Origin of the sequence: Pseudoroseicyclus aestuarii, from assembly GCF_003217255.1 — a bacterium.
Lineage (GTDB): Bacteria > Pseudomonadota > Alphaproteobacteria > Rhodobacterales > Rhodobacteraceae > Pseudoroseicyclus > Pseudoroseicyclus aestuarii.
This window is the reverse complement of sequence record NZ_QJTE01000002.1, coordinates 524559-546808: the sequence shown is the minus strand read 5'-3', so window position 1 is coordinate 546808 and position 22250 is coordinate 524559. Positions and strand designations below refer to the sequence as shown.

At 71.0% G+C, this 22250-nt stretch carries 19 protein-coding genes; 11 read left to right on the top strand and 8 right to left on the bottom strand.

Annotated features, from left to right (window positions below):
* Positions 1-7: 7 nt before the first annotated feature.
* From DFP88_RS07410 to DFP88_RS07400, 3 genes are read right to left on the bottom strand one after another with little or no spacing between them, the layout of a single operon-like run.
* The gene (locus tag DFP88_RS07410) at positions 8-562 is read right to left on the bottom strand and encodes a hypothetical protein (protein ID WP_146227442.1); all 555 of its coding nucleotides are present in this window, start codon (positions 560-562) and stop codon (positions 8-10) included.
* Entirely contained in the window at positions 555-1430 is an 876-nt protein-coding gene (locus DFP88_RS07405; RefSeq protein WP_110813806.1) for a GNAT family N-acetyltransferase, read from the bottom strand. The genes DFP88_RS07410 and DFP88_RS07405 overlap by 8 nt, the downstream gene beginning before the upstream one ends.
* On the bottom strand, positions 1430-2152 hold the full coding sequence (locus tag DFP88_RS07400; protein WP_110814184.1) for a 16S rRNA (uracil(1498)-N(3))-methyltransferase: 723 nt from the start codon (positions 2150-2152) through the stop codon (positions 1430-1432). Before DFP88_RS07400 ends, DFP88_RS07405 begins: the two co-directional genes overlap by 1 nt.
* A 12-nt stretch (positions 2153-2164) precedes the next feature.
* Between DFP88_RS07400 and ubiA the strand changes: the two genes are divergently transcribed.
* From ubiA to DFP88_RS07365, 7 genes are all read left to right on the top strand, one after another.
* Positions 2165-3142: a 4-hydroxybenzoate octaprenyltransferase gene (gene ubiA / locus DFP88_RS07395; RefSeq protein WP_110813805.1), complete on the top strand. Its 978-nt coding sequence runs from the start codon at positions 2165-2167 to the stop codon at positions 3140-3142.
* A gap of 64 nt (positions 3143-3206) precedes the next feature.
* Entirely contained in the window at positions 3207-5174 is a 1968-nt protein-coding gene (locus tag DFP88_RS07390) for an OmpA family protein (RefSeq protein WP_110813804.1), read from the top strand.
* Between the two features lie 40 nt (positions 5175-5214).
* Positions 5215-5544 (top strand): hypothetical protein, encoded by a 330-nt coding sequence (locus tag DFP88_RS07385; RefSeq protein ID WP_110813803.1) that lies wholly within the window; start codon positions 5215-5217, stop codon positions 5542-5544.
* Between the two features lie 81 nt (positions 5545-5625).
* A complete protein-coding gene (locus DFP88_RS07380) occupies positions 5626-6453 on the top strand; it encodes a uracil-DNA glycosylase (RefSeq protein WP_110813802.1) in 828 nt (275 codons plus the stop codon).
* A gap of 39 nt (positions 6454-6492) precedes the next feature.
* Positions 6493-7023, top strand: a complete 531-nt coding sequence (gene moaB / locus DFP88_RS07375; protein WP_110813801.1) for a molybdenum cofactor biosynthesis protein B — start codon at positions 6493-6495, stop codon at positions 7021-7023.
* 111 nt (positions 7024-7134) lie between these two features.
* The gene (locus DFP88_RS07370; protein ID WP_110813800.1) at positions 7135-8601 is read left to right on the top strand and encodes an efflux RND transporter periplasmic adaptor subunit; all 1467 of its coding nucleotides are present in this window, start codon (positions 7135-7137) and stop codon (positions 8599-8601) included.
* Positions 8601-11948, top strand: coding sequence for an efflux RND transporter permease subunit (locus DFP88_RS07365; protein WP_110813799.1), 3348 nt, complete (start codon positions 8601-8603; stop codon positions 11946-11948). The genes DFP88_RS07370 and DFP88_RS07365 overlap by 1 nt, the downstream gene beginning before the upstream one ends.
* Here the strand turns inward: DFP88_RS07365 and DFP88_RS07360 are convergent.
* Positions 11945-12745, bottom strand: coding sequence for a protein-disulfide reductase DsbD domain-containing protein (locus tag DFP88_RS07360; protein WP_181418587.1), 801 nt, complete (start codon positions 12743-12745; stop codon positions 11945-11947). The genes DFP88_RS07365 and DFP88_RS07360 overlap by 4 nt on opposite strands.
* Before the next feature lie 105 nt (positions 12746-12850).
* Between DFP88_RS07360 and DFP88_RS07355 the strand changes: the two genes are divergently transcribed.
* The 3 genes from DFP88_RS07355 (at position 12851) to DFP88_RS07345 (ending at position 15473) form a co-directional block, all read left to right on the top strand.
* Entirely contained in the window at positions 12851-13417 is a 567-nt protein-coding gene (locus DFP88_RS07355) for a YqgE/AlgH family protein (protein WP_110813797.1), read from the top strand.
* 124 nt (positions 13418-13541) lie between these two features.
* On the top strand, positions 13542-14189 hold the full coding sequence (locus DFP88_RS07350; protein ID WP_181418586.1) for a TetR/AcrR family transcriptional regulator: 648 nt from the start codon (positions 13542-13544) through the stop codon (positions 14187-14189).
* Positions 14190-14276: 87 nt separating this feature from the next.
* A complete protein-coding gene (locus DFP88_RS07345) occupies positions 14277-15473 on the top strand; it encodes an acyltransferase (RefSeq protein WP_110813795.1) in 1197 nt (398 codons plus the stop codon).
* Here the strand turns inward: DFP88_RS07345 and DFP88_RS07340 are convergent.
* The 3 genes from DFP88_RS07340 to DFP88_RS07330 form a co-directional block, all read right to left on the bottom strand.
* Positions 15470-16849: an aminotransferase family protein gene (locus DFP88_RS07340; RefSeq protein WP_110813794.1), complete on the bottom strand. Its 1380-nt coding sequence runs from the start codon at positions 16847-16849 to the stop codon at positions 15470-15472. The genes DFP88_RS07345 and DFP88_RS07340 overlap by 4 nt on opposite strands.
* Positions 16850-16953: 104 nt before the next feature.
* Positions 16954-19524, bottom strand: coding sequence for a hybrid sensor histidine kinase/response regulator (locus DFP88_RS07335; protein WP_110813793.1), 2571 nt, complete (start codon positions 19522-19524; stop codon positions 16954-16956).
* 2 nt (positions 19525-19526) lie between these two features.
* Positions 19527-20048: a putative pterin-binding protein gene (locus DFP88_RS07330; protein ID WP_110813792.1), complete on the bottom strand. Its 522-nt coding sequence runs from the start codon at positions 20046-20048 to the stop codon at positions 19527-19529.
* Positions 20049-20202: 154 nt separating this feature from the next.
* Between DFP88_RS07330 and DFP88_RS07325 the strand changes: the two genes are divergently transcribed.
* Positions 20203-20823 carry a response regulator transcription factor gene (locus DFP88_RS07325; RefSeq protein WP_110813791.1) on the top strand — a complete coding sequence of 207 codons (621 nt, stop codon included), beginning with the start codon at positions 20203-20205 and terminating at the stop codon, positions 20821-20823.
* Here DFP88_RS07325 and DFP88_RS07320 read toward each other — a convergent pair.
* On the bottom strand, positions 20820-22238 hold the full coding sequence (locus tag DFP88_RS07320) for a TrkH family potassium uptake protein (RefSeq protein WP_110813790.1): 1419 nt from the start codon (positions 22236-22238) through the stop codon (positions 20820-20822). The two genes, DFP88_RS07325 and DFP88_RS07320, sit on opposite strands and share 4 nt — an antisense overlap.
* Positions 22239-22250: the final 12 nt, after the last annotated feature.

Genomic DNA, 22250 nt, shown 5'->3' with positions numbered 1-22250 from the left:
CCGCAAGTCAATGCAGGCGGCGGCGGTCCCCCGGCGTTCCGTCGCGCGGAACCTGCGGCGCGGCGCGGCGCCCGTCCCAGACGGTGATCATCCCGCGGCCCGCGTCGTTCAGCGCCGCCATCATCTGGCCGTGGCGAAACCCGCGCAGCTGGGCGAAGCCGTCGGGCAGCACCTCGGCGCCCAGCGCCGTGGCCGGCACCTCCAGCCGCGCGCCCTGCCCTTCGAGGATCCAGTGCGGCGGCGTGGCGCCGCGATCCAGCTTCAGCACCTCGACCGAGGCGAGGTCGATGCTGCCGCCGGTCAGCGGCCCCATGTAGGCGATCCGCCCCTCGTCCAGCGTCACCACGCCCGGTCCCGTCCCGCCGCGCGGCACCCGCAGCCGCTGCACCGCCGCCGCCGCCGCGACCAGCCCGGCGGCGCAGACGACAAGCCCCAGCCAGCGCATGGCGCCGAAGCTTTCGGCGGCCCACCAGCCGCCCAGCGCCGCCACGACCAGCGCAACGATCGCCTCGCGCGCCCGCCAGAGGGCGGCGCGCGCCTCGGGCCTCAGGAACTCAGCCATCCGCCGCCTCCGGCACCACGAAAGGCTGGGCGAAAAGAAGGATGGTGAAACGGCCGACCTGCCGGAAGCCGATCGCCTCGTAGGCGCGCGCCGCGGCGGCAGAGCTTGCGAAGAGCGTCGCGCGGCGCACCCCGGCTTCCCGCGCCTCCTCCAGATGCAGTGCGACGGCGCGCCGCGCGAGGCCCCGCCCGCGCAGGGCGGGCGGGGTGTAGACGCCGCCGATCTGCACGATGTCGGGCAGCGCGGCGTTGAAGCCGGTCATCGCCACCGGCTCTCCGTCCTGCAGCAGCACGCGGTGGCTGCCGCCCGCGATCCACTCGGCGACGCCGCGCGCCGCGACCCCTGGCGCGCGCTCGGCCGTCTCGCCCAGCACCTCCTGCTCGTAGGCGGCGCGCCATTGAATCGCCACCTCTCGCTGCGTCTCGTCCAGCGGCACGAGGCGGCTGTCTCCATCGGGAATCACGAGATTCGCAAGATCCAGCGCATACTGCGGCTCGTCGTCGTTCATCCGCAGCGGGCGGGTCCCGGCGTCCAGCGCCTGCGCCAGAGCGGCGACCTGCCCGCTTTCGCCGGTGATGCCGAAGACCTCCTGCCCCGCCAGCGCGCGGGCGGCGGCACCCATGTCGCCGCCGGGCATCTGCGGCATCGCCATGCCGGCCACCGTCAACCCCAGTACGCCGCGCAGCCCCTCCGGCCCCTGCTCCAGCCAGAACCGCGTGGCGCGCGGGTGGTCGGCGATATCGACGACCAGCCCGAACTCATCGAGGTTCGACAGCGGGAACATCGAGGTCAGCACATGCCGCTGCAGGAAATCGCGCAGCGCCGGCACGTCGCCGCGATCCGCCGGCCAGAGCCGGGAGCCAGTCATCACCAGTCCCCCAGCGCGCTCTGCCACAGCGTCATCGCCGCCACGGCGGCGGTATCGGCGCGCAGGATCCGCGGGCCGAGGCTGACGGCCACCGATGCCTCGAGGCCCGCCATGCGCTTGCGCTCGACCTCGGTGAAACCGCCCTCGGGCCCGATCAGGATCGCCCATGGCCCCGGCGCGGCGGCCCGCGCGGGCAGGCCCGAGCCTGCGCCCACCAGCGCCTCGTCGCAGAACATCAGCCGCCGCGCCGGGTCCCAGCCATCCAGCAGGGCCCCCAGCTTCACCGGCTCTGCCACCTGCGGCACATAGGTGCCGCCGCATTGCTCGGCGGCCTCTACGGCATGGGCTTGAAGCCGGTCCGTGCGCACGCGCTCGGCATTGGTGTAATCGGTCAGTACAGGCAGGATGCGCGCGGCGCCCATCTCTGTCGCCTTCTCGACGATGAAATCGGTGCGCGCCTTCTTGATCGGTGCGAACAGCAGCCAGAGATCGGGCGGCGCCATCTGCGGTTTCGTCGCCGCCTCGACGCGCAGCGATCCGCCGCGCTTGCCGGCCTCCTCGATGCGGGCAAGCACCTCGCCGTCGCGACCATTGAAGACGAGGACTTCGGCCCCCGCCCCCAGCCGCATGACGGAGGAGAGGTAATGCGCCTGCGCCCGTTCCAGAGGAACGGTTTGCCCCGGCGCCAGCGGGTGATCTAGATAGAGCCTCGGAACAGCCATGGGGCAGACCATATGACCGGCAGGGGCGCGGCGCCAGAGCATCGGGATCCCGCGCATGGGCGGGTCTCGGATTCCGTCACCGGAAACTGGGTCGATACCGGCGCGCCGCAGTGGGCGCGGCCCTTCCTGCGGCTGTCGCGGGCCGACAGGCCGATCGGCACATGGCTGCTGCTGCTGCCCTGCTGGTGGGGCCTTGCGCTGGCGGCGCTGAGCGCTGGGCGCTTCGGCTGGCAGGGCGCCTGGATCGCGGCGGGCTGCGCGATCGGCGCCTTTCTGATGCGCGGCGCGGGCTGCACCTGGAACGACGTGACCGACCGGCACATCGACGGGCGGGTGGCGCGCACCCGCTCGCGCCCGATCCCCTCGGGCGCCGTCAGCGTGAAGGGCGCGCTGGTGTGGATGGCGGTGCAGGCGCTGGTGGCCTGCGCCATCCTGCTGAGTTTCCGCTGGGCCGCCATTGGCCTTGGCGTGCTGTCGCTGCTGCCCGTCGCCGTCTATCCCTTTGCCAAGCGCTTCACCTGGTGGCCGCAGGTCTTCCTCGGCCTCGCCTTCAACTGGGGCGCGCTGCTGGCATGGGCGGCGCTGACCGGCACGCTGGGCTGGGCGCCGGTGCTGCTGTACCTCGCGGGCATCGCCTGGACGCTGTTCTACGACACGATCTACGCCCATCAAGACACCGAGGACGACGCGCTGATCGGCGTGAAATCCACCGCCCGCCTCTTCGGCGAGAACACAAGGCGCTGGCTGCGCGGGTTCCTCGTGCTGACGGTGCTGCTGATGGGCACCGCCGTCGTCCTTGCGGCGCAGGAGCGGTCGATCCTGTCGCTGCTGGTGGCGCTGGCGGGGCCCTGGGCGCTGGGCTGGCACATGACATGGCAGCTGGCGCGCTTCGACGCGGACGATACGGCCGGTCTGCTGCGACTGTTCCGCTCGAACCGGGATGCCGGGCTGCTGCCTGTGCTGTTTTTCGCCGTCGCCTCGGCGCTGTGATTGTACCTCGGCCTGCGGGCGCCCTAGAAGGGGGCGCCCGAAACAGCCGCAGGTCCCCCAGCCGATGCGTCGCCTGATCCCGCTTTTCGCCTTCGTCCTCGCCGCAGCGCTCTGCGCCGTCTCGGCCCGCGTCGCCGTCGCGGTGGTCGAGGGCGCCTCGACCCGCTCGGTGCGCGAGGCGCTGGCGGAATTCGACTGGACGCGGGTGCAGGCCGACGGGCTGCAGGTGGTGATCGAGGGCGAGGCCCCGAGCGAGGCGGACCGCTTCCGCGCCATCTCCGCCGCCGGCGGCGTGGTCGAGGCGAGCCGGGTGATCGACGCGATGAGCGTCGCCGCCGCCGAGCCGATCGAGGTGCCGGACTTCGCCGTCGAGATCCTGCGCAACGATTCCGGCGTCTCGCTGATCGGCCTCGTGCCCGCCAGCACCGACCGCGAGGCGATGACCCGCGCCATCGGCCGCATCGCGGGCGGCGCGACGGTGACCGACCTGCTGGACGAGGCCGACTACCCGCTGCCCGAGGATTGGAACGCCGCGCTGCGCTTCGCCATCGAGACGCTCGAGACGCTGCCGCGGGCCAAGATCTCGGTCGGGGCGGGGCACGTGGCGATCGAGACCATCGCCGACAGCCCCGAGGAACAGCGCGAGCTGATCACCACGCTCGAGGCCGAGGCGCCGGAGGAGGTCGAGCTCGATCTTTCTGTCAGCGCGCCGCGCCCCGTCATCACCCCCTTCACCCTGCGCTTCGTCATGGAAGAGGACGGCACCGCCCATTTCGACGCCTGCTCCGCCGATACCGAAGAGGCGCGCGCGCGCATCGTCGAGGCCGCGATCGAGGCCGGCGTGCCCGGCCCGGCCACCTGCCGGCTGGGCCTTGGCGTGCCCTCGACCCGCTGGGGCGAGGCGGTGGCCCGCGGCATCGCCGCGGTGCAGGCGCTGGGCGGCGGCACGCTGACCTTCTCCGATGCCGACGTCTCGCTCGTCGCGCCGATGGGTACGGCGCCGGCCCTCTTCGACGAGGTCGTGGGCGACCTGACCGGCGATCTGCCCGACCTCTTCGCGCTCGAGGCGGAGCTGCCCGAGACGCCCGAGCCGCAGCCCGAGGGGCCGCCCCAGTTCACCGCCACCCTCCCCGAGGAGGGGCCGCTGCGCCTGCGCGGGCGGATGCCCGATGCCCAGGCCAAGCAGACCGCCGCGCAGCTGGCGCGGGCCGAGTTCGGCGCCGAGATCAGCGACGGCACGCGGCTGGCGCAGGACCTGCCCGGCGACTGGTCCCTGCGGGTGCTGACCGGGCTGAGCGCGCTGGCCGAACTGTCGAACGGGACGCTGACCGTCACGCCCGAGGGCATCGACCTGCGCGGCCAGACCGGCAATGCCGACGCCAGCGACGAGATCGCGGTGATGGTGGCCGACCGCCTCGGCCCCGCGGCGGAGCTGGCGCTGGACGTCACCTATGTCGAGGCGCTCGATCCCATCGCCGGGCTGCCCAGCCCGCAGGAATGCGTGCAGCAGATTCGCTTCGTCAGCCAGGCGCAGAAGATCACCTTCGATCCGGGCAGCGCCTCGATCACCGCGGGCACGCGCCCCGTCGTCGACCAGATCGCCGAGATCCTGCAGCGCTGCCCCAATATCGAACTCGAGGTCGCGGGCTATACCGATTCGCAGGGCTCCGAGGGCGGCAACCAGCGCCTGAGCCAGCGCCGGGCCGATGCGGTGCTGGACACGCTGCGGCAGGCCCGCGTGCCCGTCGCCGCCTTCGAGGCGGTCGGCTACGGCGAGGCCGATCCCATCGCCGACAACGCCACCGAAGAGGGCCGCGAAGCCAACCGCCGGATCGAGTTCAACCTGATCGGCGCCTCAGCCGAGGCGGCGGAGGCCGAGAGCGAAGCAGAGGACGCCGCGCCCGGGGACGCCGAGGCAGAGGCGGAAGACAGCGAGACCGCCGAGGGCGAAGCAGACACCGCGCAGGACGCGGCCGAGGCGCCGGGCCTGCCCCGCGCGCGCCCCGACGACCTCGACGTCTCGGGCGAATGAACGGCACAGGAACAGGACGAGACATGAAGGGACGCGCGGCGTGAACAGGACGGAATTCATCGTGGTGACGGCAGTCATCCTGTTCGTGGCCTTTGCCCTTGGCTGGTTCGCGAACTGGCTGGTCTACCGCTTCACCCGCGTCACCCGGGCCGAGATCGGCGAGCTGGATCGCATGGCGCAGGCCCTGCACGATGCCGAGGAGACGCGCGACGAGGCGCTGATCCAGATGGAAGAGCAGGAAGCGAAGCTCAATGCCCGCAACCAGCAGCTCGAGGCCGAGCTGCGCACCGCGATGGAGGGCCTGCGCGAGGCGCGGTCCGAAACCGAGGAGCTGCGCGACTGGATCGACAAGCATCAGAAGAAGGCCTGATGCCTGCCGCGCGCCGCGTCAGGCGCGCGCCGGTGCCGCACCCCCTGCCCCTTTGCGCGCGAAGGCGGTAGGCTGGGCGGCATGACACAGCAGCTCGATTACTGGACGGCGCGCGCGCTGCTCGACTGGCAGATCGAGATGGGCGTGGACGAGGCGATGCTCGACGCGCCGCTTGACCGCACCACGCTGACCGACGCTGCCCCGCCGCGTCCCGCCGCCCCGCGCTCGGCGCCCGCCGCCCCCGACATGCCCGCGGGCGAGGCCGCGCGCAGCGCGCCGCAGCAGGCCCAGCCTGCCCCGCCGCGGGACGGGCCGGACCCGGTGGAGGCCGCGCGGGCCGCGGCGCAGGGGGCCGGCGATCTGGCCGCGCTCGAGGCGGCGCTGGATGGCTTCACCCTCTGCCCGCTCAGGCGCGGGGCGCGGGCGACGATCTTCGGGCAGGGCAGCCCCGCGGCGCGGGTCATGCTGATCGCCGATCCGCCCGGCGCCGAAGAGGAACGCACCGGCGCCGTCTTCGCCGGCCCCGCCGCCGGGCTGATGGACCGGATGCTGGCGGCCATCGGCCTCTCCTTCGATGCCGAGGACGCCGCCCAGGCTGCCTATGCCGCCGCGATCCTGCCCTGGCGCCCGCCCGGCGACCGCCCGCCCGAGCCGGGCGATCTGGCGATGCTGCGCCCCTTCCTCGAGCGGCAGGTGGCGCTGGTCGATCCGGCGGTGATCGTGCCGATGGGCGCGGCCTGCCATGCGCTGCTGGGCGGCAGTGCCCTGCGTCTGCGCGGCACCTGGGCCGAGGCGCTGGGCCGCCCCGCCCTGCCGATGCTGCCGCCCGCGCGGCTTCTGGACAACCCATCCGGCAAGCGCGACGCCTGGGCCGACCTTCTAGCCCTGAAGGCCCGGCTTGCCCCCTGACGCGCCCTGCCTGGCCCCGCAGCCCTTCTGGAGACAGCCATGACCGACCGCGCCTTCATCCCCGTTCGCATCGCCGTCTTGACGGTCAGCGACACCCGCAGCGCCGCCGACGACCGCTCCGGCGACACGCTGGTCGGGCGGCTTGAGGCGGCGGGCCACCTGCTGGCCGCCCGCGCGATCCTGCCCGACGACCGCACCGCCATCGCCGGCCAGCTTCGGGACTGGATCGCGGATGCGGGGATCGACGTGGTGCTCTCGACCGGGGGGACCGGGCTGACCGGGCGCGACGTCACCGTCGAGGCGCATCGCGACGTCTACGAAAAGGAGATCGACGCCTTCGGCACGGTCTTCACCATGGTTTCGATGGGCAAGATCGGCACCAGCGCGGTGCAGAGCCGCGCCACCGGCGGCGTGGCGCAGGGCACGTACCTTTTCGCGCTGCCCGGCAGCCCCGGCGCCTGCCGCGACGCCTGGGACGAGATCCTGAAAGCGCAGCTCGACTACCGCCACCGCCCCTGCAACTTCGTCGAGATCCTGCCGCGCCTGACCGAGACCGAGCGCCGGAAATAAAGGCGGCGACCCGCGACGGACGCCCGCTCATGCAACGTTGAAGGGCTTTGGCATGGACAAGAACGCCTGCCCCCCGCAGGCTTCTGCCAGGCAAACCCGGACCCGCAAACGATGAAATTTCTAAGCCGATCCCTGACCGGCCTTTTCCTGATGGCCCTGACCCTGGCGCTTCTGGCCTGGGCCGGGGCGATCCTCTGGGGCGCGGCGCAATCGCGCCTGTCGCAGCAGCCGCGCCAATTCGAGCAGCGCGAACCCGTGACGACAGTCAGCACGGTCACAGTCACCCCCGAGACCATCGCCCCGATCCTGACGGTCTACGGGCAGGTGCAGGCGGGCCGGACACTGGACCTGCGCGCCCCCGCCTCGGGCATCGTGACCGAGATCGACGAGGCTTTCGTCGAAGGCGGCGCCGTGAGCGCGGGCCAGAGGCTGCTGATTATCGACCCCGCCACGGCCCAGGCCGAGTTGACGCGCGCGCAGGCCGATCTGTCGGATGCCCAGGCCGAGCAGCGCGATGCCCGCCGCTCCGTCACCCTGTCTGAGGACGAGCTGGCCGCCGCCCGCAGCCAGGCCGAGTTGCGGACCCGCGCGCTGGAGCGGCAGCGGACCCTGGACGATGGCGGCTTTTCGACCGCCGCCGACCTCGAAACGGCAGAGCTGGCCGCCGCCAGCGCCGAGCAGGCCGTGCTGACCGCGCGCGAGGCGGTGAACCAGGCCGAGGCGCGGGTCGATCAGGCCGCTACTGCCCTGACCCGTAGCGAGCTTGCCGTGACCGAGGCGGAGCGGGCGCTGGAGGACACGCGCCTGACCGCGGCCTTCGGCGGCGTTCTCTCGGATGTCGCCGTGGCGCAGGGGGTGCGGGTCAGCCAGAACGAGGCGCTGGCCACGCTGCTCGATCCCGCGCAGCTGGAGGTCTCCTTCCGCATCTCGACCTCTCAATATGCGCAGCTTCTGGGCGAGGGCGGCGACCTCATTGCCGCCGAGGTCACGGCCACCCTGCCCGCGCAGGACCTCGACCTGACCGCCACGGGCCGCATCACCCGCGAAAGCGCCGCGGTGGCCGAGGGGCAGACGGGGCGGCTGATCTATGCCGCGCTGGATGCGGCCCCTTTCCTGCGGCCCGGCGATTTCGTCACCGTCGCGATTCAGGAGCCGCCGCTGGACGGGCTGGCGCGGCTGCCGGCCACAGCGCTCGCCTCGGACGGGACGGTGCTGGTGCTGCGGGACGGGCGGCTGGCGCTGGCCGAGGCGCAGCTGGTGCGGCGGCAGGGCGACGACGTGCTGGTGCGGGCGCCCGACCTCGCCGGGCAGGAGGTCGTCGCCCTGCGCACGCCGCTGCTGGGCGCCGGGCTGCGCGCCGAGCCGGCGCAGAGGTCCGAGGAGGCCGAGACGCAAAGCGCCGAGGCAGCGCCCGAGATGATCGCGCTGTCCCCCGACCGGCGGGACAGGCTGCTGGCCTATATCGAAGAGAACGATGGCCTCCCCGAGGATACCCGCGAAAGGCTGCTGGCGCAGCTGCGCGCGCCCATGGTCCCGGCAGAGACGGTGACACGGATCGAGACAAGGATGGGCGGCTGATGGCCCGGCCTGACGGCCAGCCCGCGGGCGGCCTGCTGTCCTATTTCACCCGCCACGGCACCGCCGCGAACCTCGTGCTGTGCCTGATGGTGGTGGCGGGCCTTTTCGCCCTGCCGCGGATGCGGGCGCAGTTCTTTCCCGACGTGGTGATCGATTCCATCGACGTGCGCGTCTCCTGGGACGGCGCGGGGGCCGAGGATGTCGATGCCGGCATCGTGCAGCTTCTGCAGCCCGCGTTTCAGGCCGTCACCGGGGTGACCGAGACCGACGCCCGCGCCTCGGAAGGCAGCGCCCGCCTGCGGCTGGAGTTCGAGCCGAACTACGACATGGACCGCGCCGAGCGCGACGTGCAGGCCGCCGTCGACGAGGTTTCGGGCCTGCCCGACGGCGTCGACGATCCGGTGGTGCGGCGCGGCGGCTGGTCGGACACGGTGACGGACGTCGTTGTGACCGGCCCGATCGGGGTCGATCAGCTTGCCCGGATCGCCGATGGCATGGTGCAGCAGCTTTTCGCGCAGGGTGTCACCCAGGCCGAGGTCAGCGGCGTCACCGCGCCCGAGACGCTGGTCACCGTGCCCTCGCTGTCGCTGATCCGCTACGACATCGGCCTTTCCGATGTCGCGCAGGCCATCGCGCAGGAAGTCTCTGCCAGCCCGGCGGGCGAAGCGGGCGACGCCCGCATCCGCACCGGCACCGCCCGCCGCGGCGCCGACGAGATCGCCGCCATCGTGCTGCGCCAGGAGGCGGACGGCACGCAGCTGACCGTCGGCGATGTCGCCCGCGTCGAAGAGCAGGGCCCGACCCGCGACGCCGCGCTGTTCGTCGGGGCGGATCCGGCGGTGCGCATCCATGTCAGCCGCTCGGCCACAGGCGATACCATCGCGCTGCAATCCAGCGTCGAGGAGGTCGCGCGGCAGGTCCGCGCCGGCGTGCCGCAGGGCGTCTCGGTCGATCTGGTCGACAGCCGCGCCGAGGAGATCACGGGCCGCCTGCGCCTGCTGCTGGACAATGGGGCGATGGGCCTCGGCCTCGTGGTGCTGCTGCTGTTCCTGTTTCTCAGCGCGCGCACGGCGATCTGGGTGGCGCTGGGGATCCCCGCGGCCATGCTGGGCGGCATCGCGCTGATGTATGCCTTCGGCATGACGCTGAACATCATGTCGCTCTTCGCGCTGATCCTGACGCTGGGGATCGTCGTCGACGATGCCATCGTGGTGGGCGAACATGCCGATTTCCGCGCCCGCCAGCTGGGCGAGGCGCCCGCCACCGCCGCCGAGACGGCGGCGCGGCGGATGTTCCTGCCGGTCTTCTGCTCGACCCTGACGACGGTCATCGCCTTCTTCGGGCTGGTCACGGTCGGCGGGCGCTTCGGCGACCTGATGCAGGCGATCCCGGTCACCGTCATCATCGTGCTGATCGCCTCGCTCGTGGAATGCTTCGTGATCCTGCCCAACCACCTGCGCCATTCGGTCGGGCAGACGGGAAAGCCCTGGTACGACTGGCCCTCGCGGCAGGTGGACCGCGGCTTTTCCTGGGTGCGGGACAGGCTGTTCCGGCCCTTCATCACCGCCGTCGTGGCGCTGCGCTACCCGGTGCTGGCGCTGGCGGTGCTGGGCCTTGCCTCGCAGGTCGCGCTCTACATCAGCGGGGACGTGCAGTGGCGCTTCTTCTCCTCGCCCGAGCAGCGGGTGCTGACCGGCAATTTCGCCATGCTCGACAGCGCGGAGCGGGACGACACCCGCGCGCAGATGATCGCGCTGCAGCAGGCCGCACTCGACCTTGGCGAGGCCTACGAGGCGGAGACCGGGGTGAACCCCGTCGCCTATGTCACCGCGCAGACCGGCGGCACCGCCGGGCGCGGCCTGTCGGGCGTCGACAGCAAGGAGGACTGGCAGCTGGGCGCGATCGAGGTCGAGCTGACCGACAGCGACCAGCGCCCGATGACGGCGAGCGCCTTCGTGACCCGCCTCCAGCAGGAGGTGCAGACCCTGCCGATGACCGAGGTCCTCAGCTTCCGAAGCTGGGGCGCGGGGCCCGGCGGCGATGCCATCGACATCCAGCTGGCCGGCGCAGAGGCGCAGACCCTGAAGGACGCCGCCGAGGCGCTGAAGACCGCGCTCGCTGCCTACCCCGAGGTCTCGGGGCTCGAGGATTCTCTCGCCTACGACATGGAGGAGATGATCCTGACGCTGACGCCGCAGGGACGCGCGCTGGGCTTCACCATCGAGGCTCTGGGACAGGAGCTGCGCCAGCGCCTTGGCGGGATCGAGGCCGCGACCTACCCCGTCGGCACCCGCACCGCCAGCATCCGCGTCGAGCTGCCCGAGGACGAGCTGACGGCCGATTTCCTGGACCGGACGCTGCTGCGGACCGAAGGCGGCGCGACCCTGCCACTGGCCGATATCGTGACCGTCCAGCAGCGCAGCGGCTTTTCCAGCGTGCGGCGCGAGAACGGCGTGGCGCAGATCTCGGTCAACGGCGGGCTCGACGACGAGGACGCCGACCGCGCGAGCGAGATCATGGCCCAGATCGAGGCGCGCGTCCTGCCGCAAATCGAGGCGGACTACGGCGTCACCACGCGCCTGTCGGGCCTGAGCGAGCAGGAGGAGGAGTTCCTGTCCGACGCCCGCACCGGCCTGCTGTTCTGCCTGGGCGGCATCTACCTTGCGCTGTGCTGGATCTTCGGCAGCTGGACCCGCCCCGTCGTGGTGATGAGCGTGATCCCCTTCGGCCTGATCGGGGCGATCTGGGGCCATGCGCTATGGGGGATCCCGATCTCGATGTTCTCGATCGTCGGGATGATCGGCATGGCCGGCATCATCATCAACGATTCCATCGTGCTGGTGACGACGGTGGACGAGTATTCCGAGGCGCGCGGGCTGGGGCCCGCCATCATCGACGCCGCGACGGACCGGCTGCGCCCGGTCTTCCTGACCACGCTGACCACGGTGATCGGCCTTGCGCCGCTGATGTACGAAACCTCGAGCCAAGCGGAATTCCTCAAGCCGACGGTGATCACGCTGGTCTACGGCCTGGGCTTCGGCTTCGTGCTGGTGCTTTGCGTGGTGCCGGCGCTGCTGGCGGTGCAGGCGGATTGGGCCGCGCGGGTGCGGGCGGCGCGGCGGGGCCTGCGGGCGCCGGTGCTGCGCCTGCCGATGGGTCTTGCCGCCGCAGCGGCGCTGGCGCTTTTCGTGCTGCTGATCGTGCCCGCGCTCTGGCCCGCAGCGCCCTGGGCGCTGGCGGCCCTGCCGCAGGGCTTCGGCGCGGCGCTGGGGCTCTACCTCGGGGCACTGGCCCTTATTCTGCTGGCGATCCGGCTGGCGGCGGGACTGGCGGCGCGGCGGGCCTAGCCGGCGGTGCAGCCGTCGATCTGCACCGCGCGCCCGCCGCCCAGCACGGTGATCGTCAGGGCCGAGCGGTCGACCGCCACGCCCGGCTGAGTGGCCGTGAGCGCCGTCACCGCGGTCAGACGCTCACCGCTGCGCCGGCCGGGGACCGGCAGGGCATGGAGCGCGGGATCCGCCGCCTCGACCACAACGACCTCTTCCTCGGCCAGCGCCGGCAGGGTCACCTCGGCGCTCAGCGCGTAATCACTGCCCTCCGGGGACAGGTGGCAGGTGGCGCCGCGCGCCCCCGCCTCGGCGCCGGTCTGCGGCCGGTCCAGCATCGCCGCGAGGATCGCCGGATCGCGCCGCCCCTCGCCCGCCGCAACGTCGATGGAGATGTCCAGCACCACCGGCATGCAGATCGTCTCGCAGACGCCCAGATCGACCTCGCCCCGCAGGCGGATCGGCTGGTCCGGCCGCTCTGGCGTGAGGGCCAGCGGGATCACCACCTGATCGGTATAGACGAGAGAAATCATGCCGTTCTCGCGCAGGACCTCGGGCACCGGCCAGGCCGCCTGCACCGAGGCGAGGTTCTCGCTGCCCTGCCAGTCCAGCAGCGGCGGGATGCCGACGTCGCCGGGCACGCGCCAGTAGGTGTGCCAGCCCGGATCGAGCGTCAGGCGCAGCGCGGCCATGCGGGTCCCGTCCTCGGCCTGCCAGCCCGGCAGCACCGCCAGCGACAGCGGCATCGCGCGCTCTGCAGCGGCAGGACAGGCTAGGCAGATCGTGGCGCAGCAGGCGGTGATGAAGCGATTGAGCATGGCAAGGGACATCCTCCAACGCGCTGCCGATGTTAAGTCACTTCGCGGAGAGACGGCCCTGCGCCGCCCCTTGATCGCGGCGGGAATGCACCACATTTCATCGACATGACCGATATCACCGACCTGAGCGGAAAGCTTCTCATCGCGATGCCCGACATGGGCGATCCGCGCTTCGGCCAGGCGGTGATCTACGTCTGCGCCCATTCCGACGACGGCGCGATGGGGCTGATCGTCAACAAGCCGGCGCCCGAGATCCGCTTCGCCGACCTGCTCGAGCAGCTGGATATCGAGAAGGGCCCCGAGCTGCGCGATATCCGCGTGCACCTCGGCGGGCCGGTCGAGGAGACGCGCGGTTTCGTCCTGCACAGCGCGGACTACGAATCGGAGCAGGGGACGCTGCAGATCGACACCGGCACCTCGATGACCGCGACGCTCGATGTGCTCGAGGCGATTGCCGAGGGGCGCGGGCCGCAGTCCTCTCTGCTGGCACTGGGCTATGCCGGCTGGGGCGCGGGCCAGCTCGAGGCGGAGATCGCGCAGAACGGCTGGCTGATCGCCGAGGCGCCCCATGGCATCGTCTTCGGCCGCGCGAGCGAGCATAAATGGGCCGCCGCGCTCAAGACGCTGGGCGTCGATCCGCTGAATCTTTCGGCCAGCGCGGGTCACGCCTGACCCGATTCGGTCGCTCTCTGTACCGAATGGCACCGGATTTACCACGTCTACAGAAGTGATGTTGCACCGGGTGGCGGAAAGGTTAACACCGCCTCAGAATGCAGGACCGGAGCATGTATTGCGGATGACGAAGCCGATCGCGGAAGTGCGCCGCCCCGAGATCATCGAAGGCGCCCTGAGAGCCATCGCGAAGAACGGGCTGCCCAGCCTGTCCTACGACCTGATCGCGGGCGAGGCGGAGATGTCCCGCCAGTTGATCCGGCACTACTTCCCCAGTCCCGAGGCGATGATGGTCTCGGTCTGCGACCGGCTCGCCGCGCGCTACCGCGAGCTTCTGTCGCAGGGCATCCTCGAGACGCGGCGCGCGCAGCGGCTGGACCTGTTCCTCGACTTCTTCTTCGGCGTGCTCGACGGCCTCGAGAAGCCGGCCGACGAACCCGTCTACGACGCGCTGCTGAGCCTCGCGACCGGGTCCGACAAGATCCGGACGGCGCTGCACGACCAGTTCCAGCTGCTGCAGGAGGTCGTGGCGATGGAGCTGCAGGTCAGCCGGCCGCAGCTGGACCAGCCCGCCTGCACCGAGATCGCCCATCTCTTCGTCTCGCTGCTTTACGGGCATTGGACGATGGTCGGCTCTCTCGGCTTCTCGTCCGAGATGAACCGCACCGCGCGCGAGGCGATCACCCGGCTGATCGACAGCTACGTCGCGCAGCGCGCGCCCGCCACGACCGATGGCCAAACAGCCGAAGACGCGGGCGCCCTGTCGCACTGACCGGCAGCGGCAAGCGGCGACACCGACGCCGCTTGGGCGCCGTTCCGGCGCAAGCCATCTTTAAACATTGACGCTTACGAGGGGTGCATGTCGACGGCACCCGCATCCCCCTCCGCCCGCCTCCTCTGGCTCGACGCGCTGCGCGTGCTGGCCGGGGTCTCGATCATCTGCATGCATGCATCGGCGGCGCCCGACGGAAGCCCCTTCTCCGATGCCACGCCCGCCGGACGCGCGCTGCCCGTGCTGCTGCAGACGCTGTTCTACATGGCCCGGACCGAGCTGTTCCTCGTGATCTCCCTGTTCCTCCTCGCGATGTCGCTGCACCGGCGGCCGCGCGGCTACGGCGCGGTCATCGCCGAGCAGGCGCAGCGGCTGCTGGTGCCCTTCGTCTTCTGGGTCGCGGTCTACGTCTGCGTGAACCTCGCGCTCGGCTATCACCTCGGCTGGGGCCACTACCTGCTGCGTGCGCTGACAAGCCAGGCCGAGATCTGGATCGGCTACCTGCTCCTGGGCGATGTGAAGCAGCACATGCACTTCCTGCCGACGCTCTTCGCGCTGGTCCTCGCCTTTCCGCTCTACCGTATGGCGGTGGCGCGGCCGGCGCTGGGGCTGGTGCTGATCCCGCTGCTGATCCTCAAGCGCCAATTGAACATGGCCGTGTGGGGCGGGATCGAGGATCCGGTCGCCACACAGTACCTGCTGCGGGCAATCCGCATCGCCACCTATACCGGCTACGGCCTCGTCGGCGCCGCCTTCTACGGGATCTTCCTGCGGGTCGGCGCCGGTGGAGAGGGCGGCAGCTGGGATCGGGCCCGCAGTGCGCGGCTGCAGCGCGCGGTGCTGACCTCGCTGGGGCTGCTCGCGCTGGCCTGCCTCTGGATCAAGTTCGGGCAAGCCATGGCGGTCATCCAGTCCGGGACATGGTCGCGGAATTACCCGAACGCCGATTCGGCCCACCTGCTGATGCCAGTGGCCCTGTTCGGGCTGGTGATGCTGGCGCCTCTGCGCTGGCCGGGCTGGATCGGTCGGCTGGCGCCCTACAGTTTCGGCATCTTCCTGGTGCACCCGATGCTGTTGGACCTGTTCCGGCTGATTGCCGAGGGGCGCATCATGACGCCGAGCCTCTACGTGCTTACCAATATCGGCTTCGCCGTCGCGGGAAGCTATGCTCTGGCCCTGGCGCTGTCGCGCGTACCGGCGCTGTCCTGGACCATCGGGCTGGGCCCGCTGCCCTGGGCACGGCGCCGCGCGGGGACAAGGCCCCTTGCGGCCCCGTCAGCCTAGCCCGGCAGCCGCGACAGGGCCCCTTCGACCGCACCGACGATCTCGTCGATCTCGCCCTGCCCGGCGATCAGGGCCGGGGCGAAGAGAATCGTGTTGTTGTAGCCGGGAACGGAGCGGTTGGTCGCGCCAACGATCACGCCCTGTTTCAGGCAATCGGCCACCGCCGCCATCACCTGCCGCTCGTCCAGCGGCTCTTTCGTGCGGCGGTCTGCGACCAGCTCGATCCCCTGGAACAAGCCGATCCCGCGCACATCGCCGATCAGCGGCTGGCGGTCGGCCAGCGCATGCAGCTGCTCACCGAAATAGGCGCCGGTGCGGGCGGAATTGCCGCAAAGATCCTCGCGCTCGATGATGTCCATGTTCGCCAGCGCCGCCGCCGGCCCGCCTGTGCAGCCGCCGAAGGTCGAGATGTCGCGGAAGTAGCCGAGCGGATCGGTGTCGTCCTTGAACATCTCGAAGACCGCCTCGGTCGTCACGCAGGCCGAGATCGCGGCGTAGCCCGAGGCGACGCCCTTCGCCAGCGTCACGATATCGGGCTGCACGCCGAACTGCTCGTAGCCGAACCAGCGGCCGGTGCGGCCCATCCCGCAGACGACCTCGTCGATATGCAGCAGGATCTCGTACTTGCGGCAGATCTCCTGCACCTTCTCCCAGTAGCCCCGGGGCGGGACGATGATGCCGCCGCCCGCGGTGATCGGCTCAAGGCAGAGGGCGCCGACGGTCTCGGGCCCCTCGCGCAGGATGACCTTCTCGATCTCCTCGGCGGCGCGCACCCCGTAGTCCTCACCGGCGAGCCCCTCCTGCGCGCGATACTCAAGGCAATGCGGCACGGCGACGAACTCGGGCACGAAGGGGCCGTATTGCGCGTTGCGCTCCTTCTGGCCGCCGGCCGAGAGGCAGGCGATCGTGGTGCCGTGGTAGTCGCGGTCGCGGTAGAGGATCTTGGACTTGCGCCCGCCATGATGCTTGGCGCTGATCTGGCGCACCATCTTGAAGGCCTTCTCGTTGGCCTCGGATCCGGAGCTGCCGAAGTAGACCCGGCTGAGGCCGGGCATCTTCTCGATCAGGCGCTCGGCAAAGCGGGCGGCGGGCACGGTGCCCTGCGCCCCGGCCCAGTAGTTCATCGTCACCAGCTGGTCGCGCACCGCATCGGCGATCTCGGTCCGGCCGAAGCCGACGTTCACCGTCCAGACGCCGCCCGAGACGGCGTCGAGATGCTCCTTGCCGGTGATGTCCCAGACCCGCATGCCGCGCCCCTCGACCATGATCCGGGGATCGACGGTCTCGTAGGGCTTGTGCTGCAACAGGTGGTGCCAGACATGGGCGCGGTCAGCCTCGATCACCGCGGAAGGGTCGTTCGTCGCTCTGTCGTCCATGCGCGGCCTCCGGCTTTCGCGGGCGGCGCGAGGGGCGCCGCCGATCCGGAAACTCTGCGCCCTGGGCGCGGCGGGTCAAGCCCCGCCGTTGCCCCCTGCCCCTCTCAGGCCGCCGCGGAGCCGCGCGAGACCAGCTGGGTGACGGTCGCCTCCCAGATTTCGGGCAACCGGGCGACACCGGCGCGCATCGCCGGTTCCTGCCCAGTCTTGCCCAGCGTCTCGAGGCGGCGCAGCGCCTCGGTCAGGCGGACCGCGCCGAACAGACCGGCGGCGCCGGCAAGGCGGTGCAGCTCTGCCTGCAGCTGCCGCGCGGGCAGCGATTCGCTCTGCTCGACCAGCCGGGAGAGGCTGCGCCCGCTGTCCTCGATATAGGTCTCGAGCAACTCGCCAGCCCGGTCCTCGCCGAGGTCGGCGTAGAAGGCGTCGCGCACCGCCTGGTCCACAACCTCCGAACGGCAGGTCTCGACCGCGGCCTCCCCGTCCTCGGCCTTGGGCGGTGTCCCGGCGCTGAGGATCAGGTCGCGCAGCGCGGCGCGCGAGAGCGGCTTGGTCAGCACGTGCTGCATCCCGGCCTCGTGAAAGCGGGCGATCTCTTCGGGCATGGCATGGGCGGTCAGCGCCGCGATGGGCACGAAGCGGCAGGGCCCCTCGGTGCCGCGGATCGTCCGCGTGGCCGTCACGCCGTCCATCCGCGGCATGGAGATATCCATCAGGATCAGGTCGAAGCCCCCGCCCTGGGCCGTTGCCACGCCCTCGGCCCCGTCGCAGGCCAGGGTGACCTCGTGCCCCTCCTTGCGCAGCATCTCGGAGACGACGATGCGGTTGATCTCGTTGTCCTCGACCACGAGGATCCGGCGCGCGGGCACCTGCGGATCGGGCTCGCTGGCCGCGACGCTGCCGATCGGCTGCTCGGCCGAGCGCAGGGGCAGGTGCAGGGTGAAGACGCTGCCCGCGCCCTCCTCGCTCTCGGCGCCGATCTTGCCGCCCATGGCCCGCACCAGCCGCCGCACAATCCCGAGGCCCAGCCCGGTGCCGCCCGAGGTCCGGGTGTAGGAGCTGTCGAGCGTGACGAAATCCTCGAAGATCCGCATCAGGTTCTGCTTCGACATGCCGCAACCGGTGTCGATCACCCGCAGCTCCACCTCGCCGGGCAGGCCGCGCTCGGCCTCGATCATCACGGTGCCGCCTTCGGTGAACTTCGCGGCATTGCCGACGAGGTTCAGGACGATCTGCCGCAGGCGGATCGGATCGCCCGTGAAGTACTGCGGCAGCGCCGGGTCGAGCGCGACGGTGATCTCGGTGTCCCGGGCCTGCGCGAGGCTGCGCTGCCCCTCCGCCACCTCGGTCAGCAGCGCCTCAAGGTCGAAGGCCTCCTCGGTGAGGTCGACCTTGCCCGAATCGAGGCGCGAGATGTCGAGCACGTCGTTCACATGGCTCAGCAGCAGCCGGCCCGAGGTCTCGATGATCCGCAGACGGTCGCGCTGGCGGTCGGTCATCTCCTCGTCGCGCATCAGCTCCATCGTGCCCAGAAGGCCGTTCAGCGGGGTGCGCATCTCGTGGCTCATGACGGCGAGAAGGTCGCTCTTGGCCTTGGCGGCGGCCAGCGCCTCGTCGCGGGCATGGGCCATCGCCTCCTTCGCGGCGACCTCGGCGGAGACGTCGCGCACGGCCATGACGAAAAGCATGTCGCAACCCTGGCGCGCGATTCGCAGCCGGCATTCGCCCGGGAATGTCGTGCCGTCCCGGCGCAGACCCAGCATCTGCACGGGCTCTTCCGAGGGCGGGCGTTCGCCGTTCCGCAGCTCTGCATAGGCTTTCGCCACGAGACCCCGGCGTTCGGGCGGCGACAGAAGACCCTGGATCGTCTGGCCCACGGCCTCGTCGCGGGGCCAGCCGTAAAGGCGGCTCGCGGTGGCGTTGAACTCGATGATCCTGCCATGGGAATCGGTCGCGATGATCGCGTCCATGGAAGACGACAGCAGCGCCTCGTAGCGGGACGAGGCCTCGCCCGCCGCATCCGCATTGATCTGGGCACGACGGCCGCTGCGCAGGGTCGAAACCAGAAGCAGCAGCAGAAGGGCGAGCAGCGCGACCCCCCCGAGGCCGACCCGGAGCAGCGTGGCGTCCACCTCGCGCCGGTAGCTTTCGGCCATGACGGTCGAGGCGGTCAGCCCCTGTATCGAAAGGGTACGCATCTCGTCCCGGCTGTCCGCGATCCGTGTCGCCAGACCGGGCAGCACCCGCCGCAGCGCCGCGTCGCTGCCGTCGATCAGCGGAACCCAGGTATCGAGGGTGTCGCGCAAGAGGCCCAGCGCCGTGGCATGCTCTTCGGCGGCTACACCGTCGAAGATCGGCGCCTGCCCCAGCGAGGCGGCCCGGCTGTAGAGGACATCGAACCAGCGACGGATCGCCTCGAAGTCCGCCTCGTCGGGGGCGCGGCCAGGCTCGGCATCGGCGTTGCGCGCGACGATGACCGCGTTCTCCAGACGCAGGAACTCGACCTCCAATTGACTGAGGTTCCACTGCACGTTGTCGGAGCGGACCAGCGATTCGAGGTTCCGCTTGCGCAGCAGGTCCAGCGTCATCGCGCCGAGAACGACGAGGGCCAACGCCGCGGCCGCCACGGTAAGGGCGGGACGCAGCCGTGGCAGCCGGGGCCGGCGTGGGGCCGCCATGCTCAGCCCCCGACCTCGATGCGATCGAGCTGCCAGACCGAGCGGGTGTAGATCGTGTCGTTGCGGTAGGCGGCATCGGAATCGTAGGGGTAGATCACCCAGAGCGGCCCCCGGTCGCGCCGCGACAGGGGCGCGCCGTCGCGGGCGTAGGCGATCAGCGGCGCGTTGTCATCGACCGCCTCGCTGGGCATCTCGACGGAGTAGTCGTTCAGCGCCCGCAGGGTCAGCACCTCGCCCTCGGCGCCGACCGCCTCGAGGATGCGGCGCAGGGGTACGCCGGTGAAGGTGCTGGTGCCCTCGGTCCAGATCGTCCCGGTCTCGAAGCTCTGGGGGTCCATCGCCTCGAGCATCGCAAGATCGAAGGTCGCCGCACCGTCTCCGTTCGTCTGCGCGATGGCGCCCGAGACGGTCAGGATCACCGGCCCCTCGGGCTGAGTCAGATCGGCCATGAGCGGCCCGACGGGCACGGAGGCGAGGATCGCGGCTAGCGCCAGCCGCCGTGCCGAGTTGAACGAATGCAGCATGAGACCCCTCCTTGGGCGGCGAAACGGAAATGTCCGCGGGTCCGGTCCTAGAGCCTCTTTCTCAAGCAAGGTTTAAGCACCCCCTGCCCTAGCCGTTCAGACGCCCTTAAGAGCCAAAGGGATAGGTCCCGGTCTCCGACCGAAAGGACCGGCCATGCGCATCCTGATCGCCGATGACCACGACTTGGTGCGAGAGACCCTCGCCGCCTATCTGACGCAGACCGCCGGCTTCGCCGTCAGCGGCGCCGGGTGCCTGCCCTCCGCGCTGGAGGTTCTGGCTGGCCGCGATCCCGTCGACCTGGCCCTTCTGGACTGGCACATGCCCGGCATGGCCGGCATCGAGCCGCTGAAGCATGCCATGCAGGCGGCGCAGGGCGCGCCCGTGGCCGTCATCTCGGGCGGGGCGACGCGCGAGGTCGCCGCCTCCGTGCTCGCGGCCGGGGCGGCGGGCTTCCTGCCCAAGTCGCTGTCCTCGCGCTCCGTCGTGGCGGCGGTGCATTTCATGATCGCCGGAGAGGTCTTCGTGCCGCGGGGCTTCATGACGCCCGCCGAAGAGGGTGGCACCGGCGATGGCGCCGGCCGCATCGTCCTGACACGTCGCGAGGCCGAGGTCCTGCGCGGCCTCTCCGAGGGCAAGTCGAACAAGGAGATCGCGCGCGACCACGGGCTGCAGGAGGTGACGGTGAAGCTGCACGTCAAGACGCTGTCGCGCAAGCTGGGCGCCCGCAACCGGACCCATGCCGCGATGCTGGGGCGCGACCTCAACCTGCTCTAGGTCGCCTCGCGCCAGAAGACCGGCGTCAGCAGCACGAAGACCGTCAGCATCTCGAGCCGGCCGACGTACATACCCACCGCCAGCAGCCACTTCGCCCCGTCCGGCAGCGGCGCGAAGGTGCCCGCCGGGCCGATGATCGACCCGACGCCGGGGCCGACATTCGCCAGCGCCGTCAGCGCGCCGCTGGTCGCCGTCGCGATGTCGAGGCCCAGCAGCGTCAGCGCCACCGAGAGCAGCGCGAAGGTCAGGAAGAAGAACCCCATGAAGGAGATCACGCCGTCGATGCGGTCCTGCCCCACCGCCCGCCCCTCGTAGCGGATGCGGTCGATCCTGTGCGGCTGGTGGATGCGCGCAATCTCCGCCGAGATGGAGCGCGAGAGCAGGATCCAGCGCATCATCTTGCCCCCGCCCGAGGTCGATCCGGTGCAGCCCCCCATCGCCGTCAGCACGAAGAAGGCGGTGGCCGCGAAGGCGCCCCAGGTCAGGTAATCGGTGGTGGCAAAGCCCGTCGTCGTCACCACCGAGACGACGTTGAAGGCCACCTCGCGCAGCGCCGGCTCCAGCCCGACCTCGCCCGAGATCATGCGCCAGAGGGTCAGCCCGCCGATCACGAAGGCCAGTGTCCGCAGCAACGCCGTCACCTGCTCGCTCCAGGGGCTGCCGCCGCGGGCGATGTGGATGTACCAGGCAAAGGGCAAGCCGCCGGCCAGCATGAAGAGTGTGCCGGACCATTGGAGCCAGGGGCTGGCGAATTGCCCGAAGGACGAATCGGAGGTCGAGAAGCCCCCCGTCGACAGCGTGGTCATCGCATGGACCACCGCCTCAAAGGCGGTCATCCCGCCCAGCGCATAGACCATGGCGCAGACGGCGGTGAGCGAGCAGTAAACCCAGAGCGTCGCGCTGGCAAAGCGGGTGGCGGTGGTCAGCTCGTTCTCGCCGCGCTCGGAGCTTTCGGTGCGAAAGAGCTGCATGCCGCCCACGCGCATCACCGGAAGCAGCGCCATGCCGGTGACGATGAAGCCGACGCCGCCGAACCACTGCAGCTGCGCCCGCCAGAACAGGATGCCCTGCGGCGTATCGTCGAGGCCGGTCATCACCGTCGATCCCGTCGTGGTGATCCCCGAGATCGCCTCGAAGACGGCGTCGGTGAAGCTCATCCCCCAAAGCCAGAGCGGCAGCGCCCCGGCCAGCCCCGCCGTCAGCCAGACGCTCGCCGTCAGCAAAAAGGTGTGCAGAGGCCGCATCGCCTCCAGCCGCGGCGAGGCGCAGAGCCCCGTCAGCAGGCCCGCGCAGAGCGCCAGCATTCCCGCCTCAAGGAAGGGCCCTCGCGTGAGCGGAAAGAGCAGCCCCTCGACCAGCATCAGGCCGCCGGCGGCGCAGAGGATCAGCGCATTGACGAAAAGGACGAAGGTCATCGGTGGCCCCGG